General features: G+C 58.0%; 16 protein-coding genes and 1 pseudogene. 12 read left to right on the top strand and 5 right to left on the bottom strand.

Annotated features, from left to right (window positions below; translation table 11 throughout):
• Positions 1-36 precede the first annotated feature (36 nt).
• Positions 37-180, top strand: coding sequence for a hypothetical protein (locus Q1B46_RS16760; protein WP_299949731.1), 144 nt, complete (start codon positions 37-39; stop codon positions 178-180).
• 60 nt (positions 181-240) lie between these two features.
• Here the strand turns inward: Q1B46_RS16760 and Q1B46_RS16755 are convergent.
• Positions 241-823: pseudogene (locus Q1B46_RS16755) on the bottom strand (IS6 family transposase).
• A gap of 206 nt (positions 824-1,029) precedes the next feature.
• Here Q1B46_RS16755 and Q1B46_RS16750 point away from each other — a divergent pair.
• The 11 genes from Q1B46_RS16750 to Q1B46_RS16700 are packed head-to-tail and all read left to right on the top strand — an operon-like array spanning position 1,030 to position 11,835.
• The gene (locus Q1B46_RS16750; RefSeq protein ID WP_299949729.1) at positions 1,030-2,055 is read left to right on the top strand and encodes an ABC transporter ATP-binding protein; all 1,026 of its coding nucleotides are present in this window, start codon (positions 1,030-1,032) and stop codon (positions 2,053-2,055) included.
• On the top strand, positions 2,043-3,140 hold the full coding sequence (locus tag Q1B46_RS16745) for a dipeptide ABC transporter ATP-binding protein (protein ID WP_299949727.1): 1,098 nt from the start codon (positions 2,043-2,045) through the stop codon (positions 3,138-3,140). Before Q1B46_RS16750 ends, Q1B46_RS16745 begins: the two co-directional genes overlap by 13 nt.
• A complete protein-coding gene (locus tag Q1B46_RS16740) occupies positions 3,137-4,648 on the top strand; it encodes an ABC transporter substrate-binding protein (protein ID WP_299949725.1) in 1,512 nt (503 codons plus the stop codon). Before Q1B46_RS16745 ends, Q1B46_RS16740 begins: the two co-directional genes overlap by 4 nt.
• A gap of 60 nt (positions 4,649-4,708) precedes the next feature.
• On the top strand, positions 4,709-5,653 hold the full coding sequence (locus Q1B46_RS16735; protein WP_299666405.1) for an ABC transporter permease: 945 nt from the start codon (positions 4,709-4,711) through the stop codon (positions 5,651-5,653).
• A 1-nt stretch (position 5,654) separates the two neighbouring features.
• Entirely contained in the window at positions 5,655-6,518 is an 864-nt protein-coding gene (locus tag Q1B46_RS16730; protein ID WP_299949723.1) for an ABC transporter permease, read from the top strand.
• Positions 6,519-6,536: 18 nt separating this feature from the next.
• On the top strand, positions 6,537-8,330 hold the full coding sequence (locus Q1B46_RS16725; protein ID WP_299949721.1) for a gamma-glutamyltransferase family protein: 1,794 nt from the start codon (positions 6,537-6,539) through the stop codon (positions 8,328-8,330).
• A 1-nt stretch (position 8,331) separates the two neighbouring features.
• The gene (locus tag Q1B46_RS16720) at positions 8,332-9,081 is read left to right on the top strand and encodes a DUF1028 domain-containing protein (protein WP_299949719.1); all 750 of its coding nucleotides are present in this window, start codon (positions 8,332-8,334) and stop codon (positions 9,079-9,081) included.
• Between the two features lie 3 nt (positions 9,082-9,084).
• The gene (locus Q1B46_RS16715) at positions 9,085-9,918 is read left to right on the top strand and encodes a sulfite exporter TauE/SafE family protein (RefSeq protein ID WP_299949718.1); all 834 of its coding nucleotides are present in this window, start codon (positions 9,085-9,087) and stop codon (positions 9,916-9,918) included.
• Between the two features lie 2 nt (positions 9,919-9,920).
• Complete coding sequence (locus Q1B46_RS16710) at positions 9,921-10,640, top strand: FCD domain-containing protein (protein ID WP_299949716.1); 720 nt, start codon at positions 9,921-9,923, stop codon at positions 10,638-10,640.
• A 53-nt stretch (positions 10,641-10,693) separates the two neighbouring features.
• Positions 10,694-11,149: a hypothetical protein gene (locus Q1B46_RS16705; RefSeq protein WP_299949714.1), complete on the top strand. Its 456-nt coding sequence runs from the start codon at positions 10,694-10,696 to the stop codon at positions 11,147-11,149.
• Positions 11,086-11,835 carry a hypothetical protein gene (locus tag Q1B46_RS16700; protein WP_299949712.1) on the top strand — a complete coding sequence of 250 codons (750 nt, stop codon included), beginning with the start codon at positions 11,086-11,088 and terminating at the stop codon, positions 11,833-11,835. Before Q1B46_RS16705 ends, Q1B46_RS16700 begins: the two co-directional genes overlap by 64 nt.
• A gap of 187 nt (positions 11,836-12,022) precedes the next feature.
• Here Q1B46_RS16700 and hisD read toward each other — a convergent pair whose 3' ends face one another.
• The 4 genes from hisD to Q1B46_RS16680 all read right to left on the bottom strand — a co-directional run bounded on the left by hisD (position 12,023) and on the right by Q1B46_RS16680 (position 16,470).
• The gene (gene hisD, locus Q1B46_RS16695; RefSeq protein ID WP_299949710.1) at positions 12,023-13,288 is read right to left on the bottom strand and encodes a histidinol dehydrogenase; all 1,266 of its coding nucleotides are present in this window, start codon (positions 13,286-13,288) and stop codon (positions 12,023-12,025) included.
• Between the two features lie 4 nt (positions 13,289-13,292).
• Complete coding sequence (locus tag Q1B46_RS16690) at positions 13,293-13,994, bottom strand: amino acid racemase (protein WP_299949708.1); 702 nt, start codon at positions 13,992-13,994, stop codon at positions 13,293-13,295.
• Positions 13,995-14,148: 154 nt separating this feature from the next.
• The gene (locus tag Q1B46_RS16685) at positions 14,149-15,162 is read right to left on the bottom strand and encodes a D-cysteine desulfhydrase (protein ID WP_299949706.1); all 1,014 of its coding nucleotides are present in this window, start codon (positions 15,160-15,162) and stop codon (positions 14,149-14,151) included.
• A 336-nt stretch (positions 15,163-15,498) separates the two neighbouring features.
• Positions 15,499-16,470 carry a LysR family transcriptional regulator gene (locus Q1B46_RS16680; RefSeq protein WP_299666380.1) on the bottom strand — a complete coding sequence of 324 codons (972 nt, stop codon included), beginning with the start codon at positions 16,468-16,470 and terminating at the stop codon, positions 15,499-15,501.
• Between the last annotated feature and the right edge of the window lie 276 nt (positions 16,471-16,746).

Here is a 16,746-nt window from a genome sequence, read left to right as displayed (position 1 = left end):
TTGAAGGCGGGGGCCGACGACGCGCAGAGATGACAGATGACCAAAGGTGTTCGTCTGGGCCATTCTGTCATGGTGCGCGAGGGGCTCGGCTTGCTGCGGATGTTCCGCTGCGTGAGCGAGTTTTTATCGGAATTCGCGCGAATGTGTGACTTGAAGCGGCTGCTGGCTCTGAAGGCGTAGACATCTCTTATGGTCTTGAAGTGTCATTGTGGGTTTGCAAACAATCCGATTTGGAGGCGTTTATGGAACGGTTTCGAAGGCATCTGAGCGGGTGTGGCGGCAAGAGGTGGGAGACAATTGGTAGCGGCGGTGACGAATGACGGTTTAGACCTGATCGTTAGAAGATTGAGGCCTTTGCGCTAGCCTTTGGGATTTGAATCTGCCCACCATCTTCTCTCGCTTTCGGGGGGAACAATGCAATCCCTCCATGCGATTGTTCAGTCCCTTGTGTGTCCGGGGGTCAGGATCGGGAAGTCTCTCAGATATAAAGGGCGGTAGATTTCCGCCATAACTTCCGTCGCACGCTTGTTTTCAAGGCCAACGACGACACGGTCCGGGCGCATAAAATCATCGATCGCAGCGAAATACCATTTATCCGCTACGCCTGGTCGGTCGCGGGAAATGCCATTGGCGAAGTATGATCCTAACCAATTGATGTCCAACCGGCGCGCCTCATAACTGACAATAGCGCCGCGTTTGGCCAACACATCCACGATCCGTGCATCGCTCAAAGCGAAACGGCATAGATCCAGATGGCATAGGCGATGACATCGCGTGGAACTAGGCAGACCTTGAGGCGCGGCATTGAAGCCATTGTATTCACTCGAAAACACTACCTGAACCAGCGGCCAGATCAAATTTTGGAAGTGCTCGCCGCTTCACATCGCGGGCAACGGATCCGCATTGTATATGCCAAGCGCAGGGCGGCAAGACACGATCGAGATATCGAAAAATAGCAGTAATCCGTTGACAAGCAATTCTCAAAAATGCAACCAATTGCGTATTGGTTGCATTTAAAGGTTGCGATCTATGTCTAATCAAAGCTCCAGTAACGAAGTCGGCTTGCAAGCCGCGATCCTGAAGTTATCGGCCTTCAGCCTGTCGTTTCGCGGTCAGCCCGCGCCCGCAGTGGATGGGTTGGACCTTTCGGTGTCTGCGGGCGAGACCTTATGCATTGTGGGCGAATCCGGGTGCGGAAAATCGGTGACAGCTATGGCGCTGATGGGGCTACTGCCGCGCGACATCATCGATATCCCGTCGGGCCGGTTGGAGTTCGAAGGAAGGGCGTTCGATCTGCGCTCAGAACAGCTTGACGCGGCAACGCGGGGCGACCGGATGGCGATGATCTTTCAAGAGCCGATGACCTCGCTCAACCCGGCTTTTAAGATCGGAGACCAGATCACCGAGGCTGTTCTGCATCACCGCAATTGCAGCCGGTCCGAGGCCGCAGAAAGCGCTCTGGCCATGCTGCGGCGTGTCGGAATTCCAGCGCCAGAGCAGCGTCTGAACGAATACCCGCATCAATTGTCCGGCGGCATGCGACAGCGCGTGATGATTGCGATGGCGCTGATTAACAACCCATCATTGCTGATTGCGGATGAGCCGACAACGGCACTGGATGTGACCATTCAGGCGCAAATTCTCGATCTGATCCGAGCGCTTCAGGCTGAGACCGGGATGGGCGCCCTGTTCATTACGCATGATCTGGGTGTTGTGGCGGAAATCGCGACGAATGTGGCGGTTATGTACGGAGGTCAGATCGTTGAAGGCGGCCCTGTAGATGCGGTTTTTGACGATCCGCAGCATCCCTATACCATTGGCCTCATGAGTTCGGTCCCGCGGATGACCGGATCGCGGGACCGGTTGATCACCGTGCCCGGAACCGTGCCATCGCTGGTCGATATGCCGAAAGGCTGCCGGTTTCGCACGCGCTGCCCTTTTGCCACCCCCGACTGCGCCGAACGCCCTGTCTTGTCAGAGATGGGGCAGGGCCATGCAGTCGCTTGCCACTATGCCCCACTGGAACAACTCAAGGAGGTCCGATGCACGATGTAATCCTTGAGGCACGCAATCTTACACGCCATTTCACGCTGGGCGCTGGGTTGTTCGAACGCAAAACGAAAGTGCGCGCGGTGGACGGTGTTTCGATGTCAGTTCGCACAGGCGAAACTTTTGCGATTGTTGGAGAATCCGGCTGCGGAAAGTCAACACTTGCACGGCTGCTGATGCGGCTGGATCGTCCGACCTCGGGCCAGGTTTTGTTTGATGGGCAAGAGGTTCAGGACCTTGCCCGCCGTGATATGGCCCCGCTGCGCCAGCAGATGCAGTTTGTATTCCAAGACCCGTTCTCTTCGCTGAACCCGCGCATGACGGTGGGCAAGCTGGTCGGTGAACCGTTGGAGGTGCACGCGCCCGAAATGGATGAAACTGAGCGCCGTAAGAAGGTCACGGCGCTGTTGGCGCAGGTTGGGTTGCTGCCGGATCACGCCAATCGCTATCCGCACGAGTTTTCAGGTGGCCAGCGCCAGCGGATCGGGATTGCCCGCGCGCTGGCCTCGGGCCCACGACTTCTTATCGGGGATGAACCGGTTTCTGCGCTGGATGTTTCCGTGCAGGCGCAGGTGGTCAATCTGCTGAACGATCTGAAACAGGACTTGGACCTGACGCTGGTGATTATTGCCCATGATCTGGCCGTCATCCGGCATATGAGTGACCGGATTGCCGTTATGTATCTGGGTCAGGTGGTCGAAATCGGCCCGGCTGATCGGGTCTTTGAACAACCACGTCATCCGTATACGCACGCTTTGCTGTCGGCGATCCCCGAGCCCGAACCGGGCAGAGAAAGGGATCACATCGCGCTGAAGGGGGAAATGCCCAGCCCGTCTTCTCCGCCTGCGGGATGCCGGTTTCATACACGCTGCCCATTTGCACAGGACAATTGCCGGAGCGTTGCACCGATCCTGGATACGGCGGATGTCGACCACAGCGTCGCCTGCCATCACTGGAAAACAATACCAGAGGCCGGAAAACCGGCCCCGCCCCGACGCCGCAGCGCCGGAGCAGAAGAGCGGTTCGCGCTGTATCGCGCGGCTTTGCAAGCACCCCAAGCTTCTGCCACCAACAGAGAGGAAACACCATGAACGCCTACAAAACCGGCCTTCTTGCCGGCCTTCTGACTGCCACCGCCCTGTCCGCCCACGCCGCGGACCTGCGTATCGCCCTGCAATCGGATGCCGATGTGTTGGACCCCGATCAGTCGCGGACCTTCGTAGGGCGTATCGTCTACGCCTCGCTTTGCGACAAGTTGGTCGATATCACCCCCGAGCTTGAGTTGATCCCCCAACTGGCAACCGGCTGGGAGTGGAGCGAAGACGGCAAGTCTCTCACCATGTCCCTGCGCGAAGGTGTTGTGTTTCACGACGGCACTCCGTTCAACGCACAGGCCGTGGCCGACAATATTGATCGCTCGCAAAACCTTGAGGAATCGCGCCGCAAGTCCGAGCTGAAATCGGTGACCGGCGTCGATGTTGTTGACGACTATACCGTCCGCTTCAACATGGCGGCCCCCGATGCGACCCTTCTGGCGCAATTCGCCGACCGATCCGGCATGATGGTGTCTCCGACCGCAGCCAAGGCGGCGGGCGCGGATTTTGGTCTGAACCCGGTTTGCTCGGGCCCGTTCAGCTTCAAGGAACGCGTCGCGCAGGACCGGATCGCGTTGGAACGGTTCCCGGACTATTGGAATGCGAGCGAAATCCACTTTGACAGCGTCACTTTCCTGCCGATACCTGACACGACGGTTCGACTTGCGAACCTGCAATCGGGCGACATCGATATGCTAGAGCGTCTGGCTGCAACCGATCTGGGTCAAGCCAACGACGACAGCGGCATCAATGTCGAAAGCGCCGTTTCGCTGGGCTATCAGGGCATCACCATCAATGTGAATAACGGCGATAAGGGTGACAACCCCTGGGGCAATGACAAACGCCTGAGGCAGGCGTTGAGCTATGCGCTGGATCGGGATGCGATCAATCAGGTCGTCTTTGAAGGCGCGTTCGCGCCAGGCAACCAGCCGTTCCCGCCGACCTCGCCATGGTATGATGCCGATCATCCGGTTCCTGCCCGAGACGTGGACAAGGCGAAGGCATTGCTGGCCGAGGCTGGTTTCCCAGATGGAATCGACCTTGAGGTGCAGGTGCCCAACACCACTGTACCGCTGCAACTGATGCAGGTTGTGCAGGCCATGGCGGCCGAGGCCGGGATCAATATCGAGATCACGTCCAAAGAGTTCGCCACCCTGCTGGCAGATCAAAGCGCTGGTGACTATCAGGCCAGCCAAATCGGATGGTCTGGTCGCGTAGACCCGGATGGCAATATCCACCAGTTCATGACCACAGGTGGTGGCATCAACGATAGCCACTATTCTGATCCGAAAGTGGACGAGATGCTGAATAACGCGCGTGCCTCGACCAATTTCGATGCGCGCAAGACTGAATATGATAGCGCCCGCGATATTCTCGCGGAAGATATGCCAATCGTGTATCTGTATCACCAGACGTGGATTTGGGCGCTTGATTCCGGGCTGAACGGTTTCACCCCTTACCCGGACGGGATGATCCGCCTGGAAGGTGTAACGCTGGAGAAGTAAGCCACTCACGGCCTGCTCGAACCTCCAGTCGGGCAGGCCACCTGATTGAAAGCCTGAACCATGTTGTCTTTCATCCTGCGCCGCATTCTGATCGCGATCCCAACGATCCTGCTGATCTCGATCTTCGTATTCAGCCTGCAGAAACTGCTGCCGGGCGACCCGGTTCTTGCCATGGCGGGTGAGGAGCGCGATCCAGAGGTGTTGGAATTTCTGCGTGAGAAATACCGCCTGAACGACCCCATCCCGGTGCAATACCTGACCTGGGTTGGCAATGCGTTGCAAGGCGATCTGGGTATCTCGTTGCGCACCAATCAGCCAGTAACCGAATTGATCGCCGAGAAGCTGCCGGTGACGATTCAGCTGGCCGTCATGGCGATCGTGTTCGCATTGGTGATCGGGATACCAGCTGGCATCCTGTCTGCGGTGAAAAAAGGAACGATCACGGACTATGTGGCCAATATCGTGGCGCTGTCCGGGCTGTCGATCCCAAATTTCTGGTTGGGGATCATGCTGATCTTGCTGGTTTCAGTAAAGCTCGACCTGCTGCCTGCCTCGGGTTATGTACCTCTGTCCGAGGACCCGCTGAAATCCATTACCACCATGTTGATGCCTGCATTTGTGCTAGGCACTGCGCTGGCCGCGACGCTAATGCGACACACGCGATCCGCCATGCTGGGTGTTTTGAAATCCGACTATGTCCGCACGGCCCGCGCGAAGGGTTTGAACGAGCGTCGGGTCGTCTTGAAACACGCCTTCCGCAACGCGCTGACACCGATTGTAACGCTCACGGCGTTGCTGTTTGGTGAGTTGATCGCGGGCGCTGTTCTAACAGAACAAATCTTTACCATCCCTGGTTTCGGTAAGATGGTCGTCGACGCGGTATTCAACCGAGACTATGCCGTGGTTCAGGGCATTGTGCTGGTCACCGCCGTGGGTTTCATCGTGATGAACCTGTTGGCCGATGTGGCCTATGTGCTGCTGAATCCCCGCCTGAGGACTGCGTGACATGGCCATCGCCGATCCCATCCTGTCGCGTCGCCCTGAAGGCCGGGTCTGGAAGAAATTCCGCACGCACAAAAGCGCCATGCTTGGCGGCGTGCTTGTGACGTTCTTTGTACTGATTGCGCTGCTGGCACCGATCCTGCCCATTCCCGATCCGGCAGCCACCGATTGGGGCGCGGTGCGCAAACCGCCCACAGCTGCACACCCGTTTGGCACTGACGAAATCGGACGTGACGTGCTGGCGCGGATGATCTGGGGCGCACAAGCATCCTTGCTGGCCGGAGTGGTCTCGGTTGGGATTGCAGTGCTGCTTGGCGTCCCTTTGGGCATTGTGGCAGGCTATTTCGGGGGTTGGATTGACGCTATCATTTCGCGCTGCACCGAAGCACTTTTGGCAGCGCCGTTCCTGATCCTTGCGATTGCGCTGGCGGCTTTTTTGGGGCCATCGCTGACCAATGCAATGATTGCCATCGGCTTGTCTGCGACCCCGGTTTTCATCCGTTTGACCCGCGGGCAGGTGCTGTCGGTTCGGGCCGAAGACTACGTGACTTCGGCCCGCGCTATCGGCTTGCCCACATCGAAAATCCTTAGCCGATATATCTTTCCCAACGTGCTACCACCGGTGCTGGTACAGGCCACACTAACCATCGCCACCGCTATCATCGCCGAGGCGTCCCTGTCCTTCCTCGGTCTTGGCCAGCAACCCCCTGCGCCAAGCTGGGGGTCGATGTTGAATACTGCCAAGAACTTTCTCAACCAAGCCCCTTGGATGGCCATGTGGCCGGGCATCGCGATCTTTCTCGTGGTGCTGGGGTTCAACCTTCTGGGCGACGGGCTGCGCGATGCGCTTGACCCGCGCGAACACTGAGCTTCGGAGACGTAAGACATGTCAGATTTCACCACTCGCCCTGAGATCCGAGGTACCTTCGGTGTCGTCACCTCGACCCACTGGATCGCTTCGGCAGTGGGGTTTGGCATATTGGAAAAGGGCGGCAACGCTTTTGACGCCGCCGTTGCCACAGCCATGACCCTGCAAGTGGTCGAGCCGCATCTGAATGGCCCCGCAGGAGACATGCCCGCCATCTTCCACTCGGCCAAAACCGGCAAAACCGAGGTTCTGTGCGCGCAAGGCCCAGCCCCCGCTGCTGCGACGATCGAGCATTTCACCGGTTTGGGTCTGAACCTAATCCCCGGCTCGGGCCTGCTGGCCACTGTGATCCCCGGAGCCTTTGATGGCTGGATGCTGATGCTGCAGGATCATGGATCGCTGCCGCTACGCGATGTAATGCAGCCTGCCATCACCTATGCCCGAGACGGCCATCCCATCCTGCCGCGGGTCGCGCATACAATCGACGGCCTATCGGATTTCTTTGAAGATGAGTGGCCCAGTTCTGCGCAGACATGGATGCCGGATGGCAAACCGCCCGAACCACACAGCAACTTTGCCAACCCGGCTCTGGCGGCCACCTATGAGCGTCTCGTATCGGATGCCGAGGCTGCATATGACGATCGTGTGGAACAGATTGACGCCGCGCGGCGGGCATGGCGAGAGGGCTTCGTGGCGGATCGGATCTTTGACTATCTGGCCGATACCAAGGTCATGGATGTCTCGGGCCAGCGCAACGGCGGGGTTCTGGCGCGCGAAGATATGGCAAATTGGCAGGCCACCTATGAGGACACGCTGACTTATGGCTACCATGGCTGGACTGTCCATAAGACCCATGCCTGGAGCCAAGGCCCGGTACTGTTGCAGGCGTTGGCCATATTGAAAGGGATCGATCTAGGTTCGATGGACCCGAATGGCCCCGAATTTGTGCATACGGTTGTTGAGGCCATGAAGCTCGCCTATGCCGACCGCGAAGCCTATTACGGCGACCCGGCGCATAGTGATATCCCGATGGACTACTTGTTGAGCGATGCCTACGCCGCCGAGCGCCGAGCGCTGATCGGCCCAGATGCTTCGCAAGATCAACGCCCAGGACGTGTGCCGGGGTATGAGCATCTGGCTGATGCATATATTGTCCGCGCCGCCCGCGATTTCTCGGCTAGAACCGGGGCCAGCGCGGGTGAGCCTACAATGTCTCACTTGACCGAGAAACGCGGCGACACGGTGCATCTGGACGTGATCGACCGCTGGGGAAACATGGTGGCGGCGACGCCGTCTGGGGGTTGGTTGCAAAGCTCGCCGGTTATTCCGGGGCTGGGGTTCCCACTCAACAGTCGGGCGCAGATGTTCTGGCTGGAACCAGACCTGCCGACCTCGCTGGCACCGGGGCACAGACCGCGGACCACGCTGACACCCAGCCTGGCCGAGAAGGAAGGCGTTCAACTGGTCTTCGGTACGCCCGGAGGGGATCAGCAGGACCAATGGCAACTGATCTGGTTCCTGCGCTTTGTGCATTTCGGGCTGGGGCTGCAGGAATGTATGGACGCGCCGTTGTTTCATTCGATGCATTTCCAAAGCTCGTTCTATCCCCGCGCAGCGCAACCAGGTGAAATGATGATCGAAGAAACCTTTGGCGCGCCGGTGGTCGAAGACCTGCGTGCACGTGGTCACAAGGTCACGGTGGCGGAGCCATGGACGGTTGGCCGCCTCACGGCTGCCCTGCGGGAACCAGACGGTTCCCTGCGCGCGGCGGCGACGCCGCGGTTGATGCAGGCTTATGCAGTAGGACGTTGATATGACATATTCTCTGATCGCAAAAGACACTGAGACCGGAGCTATTGGTCTGATCGTGGCAAGCCGGTTCTTCGCTTGTGGTGCACGGGTTCCTTGCGTCGGCGCGCACAGCGCGATTGCCTCGCAGGCGTTTTCGAACCCGGTCTGGGGGACCGAAGGGCTCAGGCGGCTGGAGGCGGGCGAAGCCGCGCAGGCCGTGCTAGACGATCTCGTCGCACGGGATGTTGGTCGGGCCTCAAGGCAGGCGCACCTGATGGACGCCAAGGGCAACTTCGCGGCCTACACCGGGGCCGACTGTGTCGACTGGGCTGGGCACCGGATCGGGGTCACGCATTCGGTTGCGGGAAACATGCTAGCCAGTCCGGATGTGGTGGACTCGACCTTTGAAACTTATGCGCTGGAAGCCGCGCTGCCATTTCCCGAACGCCTGATGGCCGCAATGGAGGCCGGAGAGCGCGCAGGCGGCGACAAGCGGGGCAAACAGGCCGCTGGTCTGGTCATTCACCGCGGTCAGTCCCACGCCTGGCTGGACATGCGCAGCGACGACCATGCCGATCCGCTGGCCGAGCTGCGGCGGCTCTATGATGTGGCCAGTGAACGATACCTGCATTTTGCCGAAGCCATGCCCAGCGAGCAGAACTTCTCGGGTAATCCTGACCGGGGCGCGCTTGAGGACGCGATCGCGCGTGCGGATGCCAAACGTCAGGCCGAGGGTCGGGTGAGCCGCTCGTTGGCTAGCGACCCCGCGTGATGTATGGGCGGGATTGATTTCTCGACCCTTGCGACGCTGATCGCTATCGCCGGAGCTGCCGGAGTGTTCGGCGGCATTCTGGCCGGTCTGTTGGGGGTAGGCGGAGGAATTGTCATAGTCCCGGCGCTGTACTTCGCTCTGTCGCTGACAGGCAGTGATCCGGCGCTGACAATGCAGGTCGCAGTAGGAACGTCTCTGGCGACCATCGTGTTCACCGCGCTGTCCTCAAGCTGGGGGCATTACAAACGTGGCGCGTTGGATATGGCGCTGCTGAAACGTTGGGCACCGGCCATCCTGATCGGTGTAATCATCGGAGGGCTGCTGGGTGGTGTGGTCAGCGGTTATATACTGGTCGCTGTGTTTGCGACCGTTGCGGCGTTGGTGTCATTGGATATGATTTTTCGTAAACCCAGCAATGACGGACTAACACGCAGTTTTTCACCCCGTGTCTGGGCTGCTACCGGCGTTTTTGCAGGCGCGATTTCCGCGATGATGGGCATTGGAGGCGGCACGGTCTGCGTGCCCGTTCTGAATTTTCTGGGCTATGATATTCGCCGTGCTGTCGGAACGTCGGCGGCAATCGGTTTTGTCATTGGTCTGCCAGGGGCGCTGATCTATGCAGGGACTGGGCTGGGGCGACCCGGCTTGCCGCCCTTTTCCATCGGCTACGTCAATCTGATAGCGGCAGCGCTGATCATTCCGCTAACGACCAGCTTTGCCCATGTGGGCGTCCGCATTGCGCACACGATTTCGCAACGTACCTTACGGCTTGCTTTTGGTGCGTTCCTGATGCTTACGTCCTTGCGCATGTTTTACGACCTGATCGGAGCGTTCTGACCTTGGGAAATTGTCCAACTGATGCTGAACTGACTGTCGCCCTGCGCGCAGGTATTGAGACCGGCGATTTTCTGAGGAACGGCAAGTTGCTGCCAGAACGCGCACTGGCAGAGGCGCTGGCCGTGACCCGCGCCCGGATGCGCCGCATTCTGGATCGGTTAGAGGAAGACGGCACCGTATTTCGCAGGCACGGGCAGGGGACATTCGTATCGCCTCCGCCCGCTGTTGGGGCAAGCCCATTTCGCGCCGTAGCGGCCAAGGTGATGCCCCGCGATGTTATGGAAGTGCGGCTGGAAATCGAACCTGCATTGGCAGCCTTGGCGGCGCAACGCGCCACAACCAAAGAGCTGCGAACGCTTGAACAGCTTATGCAGGCCACGCTGGACGCCGCCGATACGCAGGCCTACGGGGTCGCGGATGATGTTTTCCACTACAAGATTGCCGAGCTGGCCCATAACCCTCTGTTCCTGACGGTGTACGATTCGATCCGTGCGGTGCGCAAGCAATCGGTATGGACCCGTCAGCGCGAAACGCTCTATTCGTCCTCGATTCTGGTGCGGCTAAGCGAGCAGCATGAGCAGTTGTTCAGCAGTATCGCATCGCGCGACAGCCAGGCCGCCGCCGAAGTAATGCAGTCGCACCTTCTTTCGGTGTCCAATGCGATGCTGCGCGACAGGACGTACGGGCAATCCCCTAACCTGACCGATCTGGCCGAGGGTTAGACGGCCTGTCGAGTTTGCACAAACCCCGCCGCCTGTGTGTTTGAGAGTCAAAGATGCCCACACTTTTCAGCAGCTTCCGCCTTCGGAATGTGACGTTCAAAAATCGCATCGCCATCTCACCGATGAGCCAGTATCGCGCCCGGGATGGGTGTGCCAATGATTGGCATCTTGTGCATTTGGGGCGGTTTGTCATGGGCGGTGCAGCCTTAGTCTATGCTGAAGCCACGGCGGTCACCCGGGACGGACGCCGTACGCCCGGGGATCTGGGCCTGTGGGACGACAGCCAGATCGAACCGCTCCGGCGTATTAGCGATTTTATCACACGGGAAGGGGCGGTGCCGGGTATTCAACTGAGCCACGCGGGACGCAAGGCATCCGAGCGGCGGCCATGGCACGGCGAAACGCCATTGGACGAGGAGGACGCGCATAAGCGCAAGGAAGACGCGTGGCCAGCTATCGCCCCGTCCGCTTGCCTTATGCCAATGGTTGGCCGATACCGCGCGAAATGACCGAAAACGACATCAAAGCTGTCATCACGGCATTTGGGGCCGCTGCAGGGCGCGCCAAGTTGGCCGGGTTCAAGATGATTGAGGTCTACGCTGCCCATGGCTTTCTGGTGCATCAATTTCTGTCGCCCATCACCAACCAAAGGTGTGATGAATGGGGCGGCAGCGCCGAAAACAGAATGCGGTTTGCCGTCGAAGTTGCGCGTGAAATTCGCAGGAATTGGCCAGAGGACTTGCCGTTGGCGTTTCGGCTGTCGGCAACAGATTGGCTCGAATCCGGTCTTACTGTCGTAGACACGGTCGAGATCGCAAAGGCGCTCAGATCCGCGGGTGTTGACCTGATCGATTGCAGTTCGGGTGGAATCGGAGGCAAGGAAAGGCCGCAGCGGATGAGCATTGCGCAAGGATTTCAGGTTCCTTTCGCCGCTCAGATCCGCGCAAGGGCAGATATCCCTACCATGGCCGTTGGTTTTCTGTGGGACTCAAAGATTTGCGACGCGGTGATTGAACGAGGTGACGCCGACATGATCGCCCTTGGGCGCGAACTGCTGGACGATCCCAATTGGCCGTTGCACTGTGCTACACAGCTTGAGGGGGATGCCGATCACGCCCGCTGGCCGATAGAGGCGGGCTGGTGGCTGATGAAACGTGATCGACTATTGTCCAAACTTGGGCTGCGCTCGGGTTGATTGCAATCGCGTGAAAACTGCGCTGTCCCCTGTAGGTGGCGCTGTGATCCGCTTCAAGGATTTGGAGCCGCAATTGGCGATCCCGCATCGCGCGGGGCTCAATCAGGTGTATCCCCGACATAAGATGCGCTCTGCGCGAAGTGATGGTGCGTCCAAACCGTGTATCAACACCGATGCCACGGGTGCTTTAGGTCAAACGCAGTTCCGCGGCTCGGGCATGGCCTTCCATACCCTCCATGCGGCTGATCCGGGCGGTGCGGTGCGCAAGCTCGTTTGAGGCTTGTGCATTGCAGCGTTGCCAAGTGACGGTTTTGGTAAACTTATGCACTGACAAGCCGCCGGTATACCGAGCTGCCCCACTGGTTGGCAGCACGTGGTTCGGGCCCGAGGTTTTGTCACCAAAGGACACTGTGGTCTCTTTGCCCAGAAATAGTGAGCCATAGGCGGACAGCCGGTCAAGCCACCAATCCAAATCTTCGGCCTGCACTTGCAAATGCTCGGGCGCATACCGGTCACTGACTTGGGCTGCTTCTTCGCGGCTGTCACACAAGATGACGTCCGCCCGTTCAAACCAGGCCTGTCTTGCGGCGGACTGGTTGGGCTCGGGCAGCTGGCTGATCAGGGGTTTCACCCGGGACATGACGCCCTGTGCCAGATCCTTGCTGGTCGTCACCAGCCAAACAGGGCTATCGGCGCCATGTTCTGCCTGACTGACCAGATCCCAGGCTACGGTTTCGATATCTGCCGTGTGGTCTGCAATAACCAGAGAATCTGTCGGCCCTGCGAACATGTCGATCCCGACTGCACCGAACAGCATACGCTTGGCTTCCGCCACATAAGAGTTTCCGGGACCGACCAGAATGTCTGCCGGCTGCGCGCCGAACAAACCCTGCGCCATGGCGGCAATCGCCTGTACGCCACCCAGGTTGAGGATCAGATCAGCGCCACACAGGTCCATCGCGTAGACGATCGCGTCTGGGATACCCACGTTTGGCCGAGTCGGCGACACAGCTGTGATGTGTTGAACACCCGCCACCTTGGCTGTGGTGATCGTCATCAAGGCGCTTGCGATATGGCTATAACGCCCGCCAGGCACATAGCAGCCCGCGCTGGAGACAGGAATTTGTTTCTGTCCCGCGATTAGGCCGGGGATGACCTCAATCTGGCATTCGCCCATGGTCGCCATTTGTGCCTCGGCAAAACGGCGGATATTGTTATGGGCGAACTGAATGTCCTCTTTGAGGTCCTTTGGAACCCGGGCGCAGGCGGTTTGCCGGGCCTCATCGGATAGGGCAATGTCGCCAGTCCAGCCGTCCAATTGTTCCGCATAGCGTCGGACGGCCTCTTCCCCGTCGCGCTCGATACTTGTCAGCATGACCGAGACGATGTCGCGGATATCGTTGTTTTCCGCAGTGGGCCGGGATTTTGCTTGTTTCAGGTAGGTTATTGCCATCGGATCAGCTCATTTTGTTTGTGGTGTGGTCCCGGATGGCGGCGGCTAGCAAATCGACAGTATCGATTACCGGTACATCCATAGTCAGGTCTTGTGTCATCAGTGAAAACTCGGAACAGGCGACAAGCAGCAGGCCCGCGCCATTCCGAGTTAGCTCGGCTGCGGCATCCGCAAGAATTATTAGGGCCTGTGGTGTTGGGCCTTGGGCCTTGACCATTTTGATCGCAGTCAACATACGGCCGGAATCTTCTGGCCAAAGCGCTGATAGGCCAACGCCCTGCAATGGGGCATCAAATACGCCCGCCAGCATCACGGCAGGTGAGGCGAGAATGCCTACTTTTGCCTTTTTCGGAAGAGAGTCCCGCGCCGCTTCAACCGATAGCGACACCATATCCAGAAATGGAACTGAGGCCGCGCCGGTTATGAATGGGGCATAATGATGAGCTGTGTTGCAGGGCATGGCCAGCGCAGTGGCCCCGGCGGTCTGCAATCTACGCGCCATCGTAGCCAGAACGGGCCCCGGATTTTCACCGCGCCCTTCAATCAGATGGGCGATGCGCGAGGGCACCTGCGGATTCATGTCAATCAGCAGCGGTAAATGGTCAGCATCATCACGGGCTTTGATCTTGCGCAGCACTCGCTGTTGCAACAGGATTGTTGCTTCAGGACCCATGCCGCCCAACACGCCCACGACCCGGCGCGTCATGATGCGACCTCTTCCAATTCACTGGGCAGCAGGTCGTAACGATGCGGTCGCCGGGTCTCCAGGACAAGCATCGCGGTACGAATTATCTCGGCAGGCAAAGATGCCTGTTGCGTGAACGCTCCGGTAAATTTTCGCGCCGCGATATCCCGCATGATTACAGATTCACCCAGCGGTTCGCGTGATCGAAGGCGAAGTTATAACCGCCTAGTGCTGCTGCACCACCAGTGTGCAGAAACACGACCCTTTCGTCTTTGAACTCACCCTTGCGGGCCAGATCAATCAACCCAGCCGCACCCTTGGCCGAATAGCAGGGGTCCATCAGGATGCCTTCCAGTTCGGCGAACATGCGGATCGCTTCAAGCCCGCTTTCGGTTGGCAGGCCATAACCCTCGCCGACATAGTCGGTGTTGGCCGCCACATCTTCACGTTTGACGACACCCGGGCAGCCCAGTTTTTCAGCGGTCTTGCAGGCAAGGTCATAGACCATCTGCTCTTGCTTGGGTTGGGGGGCACGGGTGCCGATCCCCAGAATGGGCACCCGCGCATTCATTGCGCACATACCGGTCACTAGACCGGCCTGTGTTCCCGAAGAACCGGTGGCATGTACAAGTCGGTCGATTTTCAGACCCATTTCATTGGTTTGAGCCAGCAGCTCAAACGCGCAGTTCACATATCCCAAAGCGCCGGTCGGGTTCGATCCGCCACCCGGAATGACGTAGACCGTGTGCCCCTTGGCGCGCATTTTCTCGGCGGCGCGTTCCATTTCGCCGGGCATGTCATGACCGCCTGGGAATTTCTCGGTGGTTGCCCCGTGTAGATGATCCAGTAAGACGTTGCCATTTGTGTTGTAGTTGCCGTCCTGATAGCCTGTTCGATCTTCCAGCAGGATATGACACTTCAGGCCCAGCTTGGCGGCAAAGGCAGCCGTTTGGCGCCCATGGTTGGTCTGTGTTGCCCCTTGCGTCATGACCATGTCTGCGCCTTGTTCCATGGCCTCAGCCATCAGGAATTCCAGCTTGCGGGTTTTGTTGCCGCCGGTCGACATACCGGTACAATCATCACGCTTGATCCAAAGATCGACGCCCAGCTCTTTGGACAAGCGTTTCATGGGTTCCAGCGGCGTGGCCAGATGGGCAAGGTGAACCCGGGGGAAGCGGGAAAGATGCATTTGGTGTTTGGTCCTTACATAAGGCACGCCAGCAGGCGAGAGATTCGAATTCAAGCAGGCATGAGGGCCAATACCTCGAACTGCGCTGCGGGTTCAGCTTGTTTCTGCAACACGTTGAACTTCGCCCTTAAACACCGCCGACGTTGCCTGCGGTCAAGGGGCACCTCACTGAATTCGAAAAACACGAATAACCGTTTCGAGTTTCCGGTGTATTGGTGTCAGAGACTTTTTTACTGGCAAGTGCATGCACCTAGCCAAGTTCAACTGCAGTAAGTTGGCTCCCGAAAAACCGATGATAATCTGCGGCCTCGACATATGGCGCTTTGTTCGCTGATCTTAAGCCGTCTCGGTGTCGATGATGTGAAACTCGTCAGCAAGCCACGGAAACCGGGCAACAACTGGTTCCGTAAAGCAACTGCGCAGTGAGGTCTGCAAGGCGTCCAGAATAAGTTTTGATGTTTCAACAGGATAGACATGGGTCGTGAACAGCGAAACTATGCGGGCAAAACTTTTGCCGGGAAACCGGATCACCTGAACTTTGTCGTGAAATCTTTGAGCGCGATGATAGCTGGCGGCTGTTGTGATCGTCCAACCGTTGCCTCCTGCGACTAGCCCGATGATGGATTGATTACACTCCAGCTCGTACCGATTGGGCAGCAAAATCTTTAGCCTGATGAGCTGTGTTTCAATTTGCTTGCCGATGGTGTGATGCCGTGAATAACGCAGGAATGGCAGGGGTGAATCTGCTGTCATCAGGTCCTGTAACCCTTGCGAATAGCCTGAAGGCACCACCAGAACAAATGGGTCGCGCATCAATGGGTACTCAACCAGATCGGCCAAAAGTCCGGGAGGTCGGGTGGCAACACCGGCATCCAGTTTCTGCTCTTGCAGTTTTTCTACAATCTCATGGCTGGGGCGCGTGTAGTGCCTGAAATTGCAGCGGGGAAGGGCCGAAGACAGGCTCTGGAACAGTTCAGGGCCAACCTCGTTGTCGAAATCATCCAGCAGTGCCATTCTCAGATCGGTCGCGTGCTGCCAGCTTCCGGATCGAATTTCCGCTTCGCCACGTTTCAAGGTTATCAGCCCATCATGCACATAGCGGGCAAAGACGACACCTGCCGGGGTCAGGTTCATTGGCCGCCGATTGTGATTTACCAGATCAACGCCTAGGGTGCTTTCAAGACTGCGCAGATGGTTTGAGACCGTGCTGATTGAAAGGTCGGTTTCCTGCGCAACTTTTTGTATGGACCCCGATTTCGAGATAAGCTGGAACACTTCCAGCCAACGCAAGCTCAACGGTTTCTGCATGTTGTACTTCCAGAGAAGGTTGTCGATTTTCCGAAATTAGTAGAACTAAAATCCGCTTTTATCGAATAAGAAAAAATATATCTACTGTGGAAATCTATCGGAGTTATGATTCCAATTGCCAAATGTTGGGATAAACCAGCCTAAATAAAATCAACAGGGAAGACATGGAAATGATCAAGAGAACACTATTGTCGGGTATTGCCGGGATTGCTGCGATGACTGCGACGCAGGCATCTGCGCTTGATGAGATTACGGTTGCGTATTTTCTGGAATGGC

This window comes from uncultured Ruegeria sp. (assembly GCF_947500045.1).
Lineage (GTDB): Bacteria > Pseudomonadota > Alphaproteobacteria > Rhodobacterales > Rhodobacteraceae > Ruegeria.
Note: the sequence above shows the minus strand (reverse complement) of the source record. Positions and strands in the feature narration are given on the sequence as shown.